Origin of the sequence: Sinorhizobium numidicum, from assembly GCF_029892045.1 — a bacterium.
Lineage (GTDB): Bacteria > Pseudomonadota > Alphaproteobacteria > Rhizobiales > Rhizobiaceae > Sinorhizobium > Sinorhizobium numidicum.
The window spans coordinates 48,319-55,000 of record NZ_CP120368.1 but is presented as its reverse complement, the minus strand read 5'-3'; the positions used below and the strand labels follow the sequence as shown (position 1 = coordinate 55,000).

Here is a 6,682-nt window from a genome sequence, read left to right as displayed (position 1 = left end):
CCGGAAATGAAGCAGAAGCTCGGGGACGGCGAGCTCGATATCATCTTTGCCTTCAATCCAGCGGAAGCTTCGGCCGCGATCGCCAGCGGCGAGTTGCCGGACAGCGTGCGTTCCTTCGTCTTTTCCGGCGGCACGCTCGCCAACACGCACTTCGTTGCCATCCCTTACAATGCGACAGCTAAGGCCGGCGCACTGGTCTTCGCCAATTTTCTCCTCTCGCCGGAAGCGCAACTGCGCAAGCAGGATGCGCAAGTCTGGGGCGATCCGACCGTCCTGTCGCTGGCAAAACTTCCGGCCGCCGATCGATCGACCTTCGAGGCGCTGGACCTTGGGGTTGCAACGCTCCGCCCGGACCAGCTCGGACCTGCACTCGCCGAACCGCATCCGGATTGGATGACACGGATTGAAGCTGAATGGATCCGGCGATATGGGGCAGCCAATTAGGCCGGCGCACTCAAGGCAGGGCGAAAAGCTGCTGCAGCGCCTTCTCAAGGGAAACGCGCTCCTCGTCCTCATGCTCGGGCTGCCGGTATTTGCCGGGATCGCGGGAACTGTATTACCGGCGTTCGGATACCTGCCGGCTCTCGGCGGTTTTCAGTTCACCCTGGCCCATTTCGAAGAGCTTGCCCGCCAACCGCATATGCTTCGCTCGATCCTGGCCGGGCTTTCGGCGGGCCTGATCACCACCTCGGCCGCGGTGGCGATCGTCGCTACGTTCGTCGCGGGCTTCGCCGGCACGCGGATCTTCGCCCGCGTGCAGCACCTGGTTTCCCCGCTGCTTGCAATTCCGCATGCCGCCGCGGCCTTCGCGCTTGCCTTCCTCATTGCGCCTTCCGGCTTTCTCCTCCGCCTCATTTCACCGGAGATGACGGGCTTCATGCGGCCGCCGGACTGGCTTCTCCCGAACGATCCGCTCGCCCTATCGATGGTTGCCGGGCTCATCACGAAGGAAGTTCCATTCCTCTTCCTGGTGACGCTGGCGGCACTGCCGCAGCTTCCCGTTCGCAGCTCGGGGCAGTTGACGGAGGCTCTCGGCTACGGGCGTCTCTGCGGTTTTCTGATCAGCCTCTGGCCGGCTCTCTACAGACAGATCCGCCTGCCGGTCTTCGCTGTTCTGGTCTATTCGCTATCTGTTGTCGACGTCGCTATGATCCTCGGGCCGCAACTGCCTGCGACACTGCCGGTACGCATCATTGAATGGGCCGCGGATCAGGGTCTCAGCCCACGATTTCTCGCTTCGGCGGGCGCCCTGCTGCACCTTGCCGTCGTGCTTGCGGCAATGGCAATCTGGATAGTGCTGGAGCGGCTGGGAAGGTCCGCACTTGCGGTCCTGACCTACTCAGGCCGGCGTTTTCCGAACGACGCAGCGCTCCGCATCGCCTCCGCCCTTGCGATGGCTGCCTGCGCCGCCTTGATCTTCATGGGACTTGCGCTTCTTGCCGTTTGGTCGGTCGCGGGCCTCTGGCAGTTTCCGGACGCCGTGCCGGCAAACCTGACGTCGAGAATATGGCTGCGGACGCTTCCGCAGATCTGGGAACCGCTTCGTATGACGGTTGCCCTGGGCCTCTCCGCCTCATCGCTGGCATTGCTGTGCACTATCCTGCTGCTGCATCGGAATGGCTCCGCGGGCAGAAACATGAAAGCAACCGGCTACAAATTGCTCTATCTGCCCCTCATTGTTCCGGAGATCAGTTTTGTCTTTGGTTTGCAGATCCTGATCGTCTCGGCAGGGCTCACGCCGGCCTTTCCGAGCGTGATGGCGGTTCATTTCCTGTTCGTCCTTCCCTATGTGCTCCTGTCGCTGTCGGCGCCCTGGCGCGAACTCGATCCGCGCTTCGAGAAAATTGCAGCCGGATTCGGCAAATCGGCTTCGGAAATACTTCTGACTGTCCGGCTGCCGCTGCTGTTTCGCGCCTGCCTTACCGCTCTTGCCGTGGGTTTTTCGGTTTCGGTCGGTCTCTATCTTCCAACGCTCCTGATAGGCGCCGGCCGGCTGACGACGATTACGACGGAGGCGGTGGCCCTTTCCTCCGGCGGCGACCGGCGCGTCATCGGCGTTTACGCGTTAATCCAGGCCCTGCTGCCCTTCCTCGCATTTCTCGTTGCGTCGCTCGCGCCGCAATTGCTATTCCGCAACCGGCGCGCAATGAGGATGTGAATGCAGGCAGTTGGAACCTCAAGGTCCCTCACACTGGCGGATGTAACGATCCGCCTGGAAGGACGGATGCTGCTCTCGATCTCGGCGACGGTGATGCCAGGCGAGGTTCTGACGGTCATGGGCCCGTCCGGCTCCGGCAAGTCGACGCTGCTCGCCTTTGCCGGCGGTTTTCTCGATCCGGCATTCGATGTCAGCGGTCGGATCCTGATCGGAGACCGGGATCTGACCGAGATCGCGGCGAACCGGCGCCACGCCGGCATTCTCTTTCAGGACCCTTTGCTTTTTCCGCATCTCTCCGTCGGCGGCAATATCGTTTTCGCCATTCCTGCCGCAGTCAAAGGGCATAAAAAACGCCGCGAACTGGCCGAAGAGGCGCTCGAACAGGTTGGCCTTGCCGGCTTCTTCGATCGCGATCCGGAGACGCTTTCGGGCGGCCAGAAGGCGCGCGTGGCGCTGCAAAGGGTTCTCGTCTCGACACCGGAGTTTCTGCTGCTTGACGAACCCTTTTCGAAGCTCGACGCCGCCCTGCGGCAGCAAATGCGCGAGCTGGTCTTTTCAAAGGCGAAGGCGGCGGGCCTGCCGACCATCCTCGTCACCCATGATGGCGCCGACGCGGCGGCGGCGGGCGGGCGGCTGATCGAGGTCGGAACCGAGGAGAAGGCCTGATGCGCGACCTTCCGCTCTTGCCCGTCCGCGAGATCCTCCCGGCGCTCGCCGAAGCGCTCAGCGTCAGGGGATCCGTGGTGTTGTCCGCTCCGCCCGGCGCCGGCAAGACGACGCTGGTGCCGATCTTCCTGTTGGACCAGCCCTCGTTTGCGGGCGGCAAGATCATCCTGCTCGAGCCGCGCCGGTTGGCGGCGCGCGCCGCGGCTGGACGAATGGCCGAACTGATCGGCGAGAAAGTCGGAGAGACCGTCGGCTACCGCATGAGGCTCGACAACCGAGTTTCGTCACGCACGCGGATAGAAGTGGTTACCGAAGGCGTCTTTAGCCGGATGATCCTCGACGATCCCGAGCTTTCCGGCGTCTCAGCGGTCCTTTTCGACGAGTTCCACGAGCGCTCGCTCGATGCGGATTTTGGTCTCGCGTTGGCGCTCGACGTCCAATCGGCGCTCCGCGGCGACCTGAAAATCATCGTCATGTCGGCGACGCTTGACGTCGAACGCGTCGTGAAATTGCTCGGTGACGCCCCGGTCATCAGAAGCGAAGGGCGAAGCTTTCCGATCGATATTCGCTACCAGCAGAGAAATGCCGGTGAAAGCGTGGAGGACGCCGTCGCACGAACGATCGCGGACGCGCATCGATCCGAAGAGGGGTCGATCCTCGCCTTCCTGCCGGGGCAGGCCGAGATCGCCCGCACCGCCGAGCGCCTCACGGGGCGCTTCGGCGACAGTACCGCAATCGTGCCGCTTTACGGCAATCTGAGTCAGAAGGAGCAGGATGCCGCGATTCGCCCGGCGCCGAATGGAACACGCAAGATCGTGCTCGCGACTTCGATCGCCGAGACCTCGATCACCATCGACGGCGTGCGGATCGTTGTCGATAGCGGCCTACAGCGCCTGCCCGTCTTCGAGGCCTCGACCGGGATCACGCGGCTGGAGACCGTACGCGTCTCGCGCGCATCGGCCGACCAGCGCGCCGGCCGCGCTGGCCGAACGGAGCCGGGTCTCGCCATCCGGCTCTGGCATGCCGGCCAAACGGCGGCGCTCGCCGCCTTCACTCCGCCGCAGATCCTGGCCAGCGACCTCTCCGGTCTTCTGCTCGATCTCGCCCATTGGGGTGTTACCGATCCCTCGGCCCTTGCCTTCATCGATCCACCGCCAGAGGCAACCTTGCGCGAAGCGCGCGACCTGCTCGTCGAGCTCGGAGCGCTCGACGCCAGCGGCGCATTGACGCCGAGAGGCCGCAGGATCCGCAATCTGGCGCTACCCGTCCGTCTCGCGGCGATGGCGGTCTTGGCAGCGGAAGAGGGCCAGGCGCAGGAGGCCTGTCTGCTCGCGGTGATGCTCACGGAGCAAGGGCTAGGCGGCAACAGCCTCGATCTCGAGGACAGACTGCGCCGGTTCCGAGCGGACCGCAGCGACCGGGCAGAAGCCGCGCGCCGCCTTGCGAAGCGGATGGCCGCAGATCTCGAGGCGCACGAGACCGGCGGTGAGCGCGCCCTGCCCGGCCCCTTGCTGATACATGCCTATCCCGACCGGATCGCCTTGCAGCGTGGGGGGCGTGGCCGGTTCGTCATGGCAAACGGACGGGGCGCAGAAGTGCCGGAAACCGAGCGCCTCGCTTCGGCGGGGATGCTGGTCGTCGCCGATCTGACGGGAAGAGCCGGAGCGCAGCGCGTGCTCGCGGCGGCGGAAATTACCAGGGCGGATGTCGAAGCGCATATGCCCGAGGCGATCGTCAACGAGGAGCAGACCTTTTTCGATCGGGCAAGTCGCCAAGTGCGCGCGCGTCGCGTGACGCGGCTTGGAGCGATCATTTTCGACGAGACGCCGCTACCTCGTCCGAGCGGCGAGGCGGCGGCGCGTGCGCTGGCCGACGGCATTCGACAACTGGGGCTCGCCGCCGTGCCCTTCCCGAAAGATGTGGCGCAGCTGCGGGATCGCATCGGATTTCTTCATCGTTCGATCGGTGAACCCTGGCCGGACATGTCGGACGCGGCATTGCTGTCTCGCCTCGACGAGTGGTTCGTTCCCTTTCAGCACAACGCCGGAAGTCTAGATGGGATCAAGCCGAACGATCTCGCCGAAGGGCTGCTTTCGCTCGTCCCCTATGGGCTTCAGCGCGATCTCGTAAAACTGGCCCCGACGCATTTCGAAGCCCCGACCGGGCATCGTCATCCGATCCACTATGACGGCGACGAACCGCTGCTTTCGATCCGTGTGCAGGAGCTTTTTGGTCTGAAGGCGCACCCGACGATCGGCGACGGCCGCCTGCCGCTTCTCTTGGAACTGATCTCGCCCGGCCACCGGCCGATCCAGACGACCCGTGACCTGCCGGGCTTCTGGGCGGGATCGTGGAAGGATGTACGAGCGGAGATGCGCGGGCGCTACCCAAAACATCCCTGGCCGGAAGATCCGGCCAATGCCATGCCGACGACACGGGCGAAGCCGCGCGGGACGTAAGCTTGCTTTATAATTTCCTGGATCGGGATAGAGTCCAACAATGCAGTCTCCGATCGGGCGGCGGAAAAAATGCAAGCAGGACCGATAGCAGCATGTCTCCAATGACATTCGACCATAGCGACCTCAACAGCAATCGCAGCCTCAGATTGCAGACACTGGTTCGGCTACGCTGGCTGGCGGTCGGCGGTCAATCCGTCGCCGTCGTCGTGACCGCCTTGTGGCTGCAGTTTCCCTTGCCGCTCGTTGCCTGTTCGGCGCTGATCGCGAGCCTGGCAGGGCTGAACGCGTTTCTCACGATCCGCTTTCCGCCGACGCATCGCTTGACGCCGCCGGCGGCCTTTGCCCTGCTCGGGCTTGATCTCGCGCAACTGACGGCGCTGCTTTTCATCACCGGAGGCCTTGCCAACCCCTTTGCGCCGCTGCTCTGCGTGCCGGTCATCATTTCGTCGGCATCCCAGCCGAAGCCGCAAAGCATCGTGCTTGCAGGCCTTGCGGTGATCGGCGTTACGGCTCTCGCCTTCTCGCCCTTCCCGCTGCCCTGGTATCCCGGAACGGTGCTCATGATCCCGCGCGTGCTGACGGCGGGCATCTGGTTCGCGATCGTTTCGATGACGGCCTTCGCCGCCTTCTACACTTACCGCGTCTCACTTGAGGCAAGCGAGCTTTCGGAAGCACTGACCGCAACGGAGCTCGTGCTCCAGCGCGAAAAGCACCTGTCGCAGCTCGACGGCCTCGCCGCCGCTGCCGCGCATGAACTCGGGACGCCGCTTGCGACGATCAGCGTCGTCGCCAAGGAGATGGAGCGGGAGCTTGGTGACGATCCCCGCTTCGGCGAGGACGTCCACCTGCTTCGGAGCCAAAGCGAACGATGCCGCGACATCCTCAAGCGGCTGACGACGCTTTCCTCCGAAAGCGAGGAGCATATGCGGCTCCTTCCGCTTTCGTCGCTGATCGAGGAGGTGATGGCGCCGCATCGCGAATTCGGCATCCAGATAAAACTCGTCGAGAAAGGCGATCGCGCCTCGGAGCCCGTCGGCAAACGCAATGCCGGCATTCTCTATGGCCTCGGCAATCTGCTCGAAAACGCGGTCGACTACGCCCGGAAGGACGTGACCGTTACCGTGGAGCACACGGCCGAGCGCGTGAAGGTGACGATCGAGGACGACGGCGACGGTTTTCCTCCTGACATCCTGGCGCGGATCGGCGAGCCCTATGTCACCAAACGACAGAAGGACGACAGCGCCGGCGGTCTCGGCCTGGGTCTCTTCATCGCCAAGACGCTGCTTGAGCGTTCCGGCGCTCGGCTGCGTTTCGAGAACGGCGGGCCCGAGCGGCCCGGCGCCCGGGTCAGCGTCGAATGGCCGCGTGCGCTGATGGACACGAAACTGGCGAAATGACT

The 6,682-nt window shown here is 64.1% G+C and carries 5 protein-coding genes (1 of these 5 cut by a window edge); all 5 read left to right on the top strand.

Annotated features, from left to right (window positions below; translation table 11 throughout):
• Positions 1 to 444, top strand: partial view of an ABC transporter substrate-binding protein gene (locus PYH37_RS11300; RefSeq protein WP_280735031.1) — the end only. 783 nt of this gene lie to the left of the window's left edge; the window shows 444 of its 1,227 coding nt (coding positions 784-1,227); its start codon lies off the left edge, out of view; it ends in the stop codon at positions 442 to 444.
• The gene (locus tag PYH37_RS11295) at positions 428 to 2,158 is read left to right on the top strand and encodes an ABC transporter permease (RefSeq protein ID WP_280736009.1); all 1,731 of its coding nucleotides are present in this window, start codon (positions 428 to 430) and stop codon (positions 2,156 to 2,158) included. Before PYH37_RS11300 ends, PYH37_RS11295 begins: the two co-directional genes overlap by 17 nt.
• A complete protein-coding gene (locus tag PYH37_RS11290) occupies positions 2,159 to 2,824 on the top strand; it encodes an ATP-binding cassette domain-containing protein (protein WP_280735030.1) in 666 nt (221 codons plus the stop codon). It abuts the gene before it with no gap.
• Entirely contained in the window at positions 2,824 to 5,283 is a 2,460-nt protein-coding gene (gene hrpB / locus PYH37_RS11285) for an ATP-dependent helicase HrpB (RefSeq protein WP_280735029.1), read from the top strand. The genes PYH37_RS11290 and hrpB overlap by 1 nt, the downstream gene beginning before the upstream one ends.
• A gap of 92 nt (positions 5,284 to 5,375) precedes the next feature.
• Complete coding sequence (locus PYH37_RS11280; RefSeq protein WP_280735027.1) at positions 5,376 to 6,680, top strand: ActS/PrrB/RegB family redox-sensitive histidine kinase; 1,305 nt, start codon at positions 5,376 to 5,378, stop codon at positions 6,678 to 6,680.
• Positions 6,681 to 6,682 lie beyond the last annotated feature (2 nt).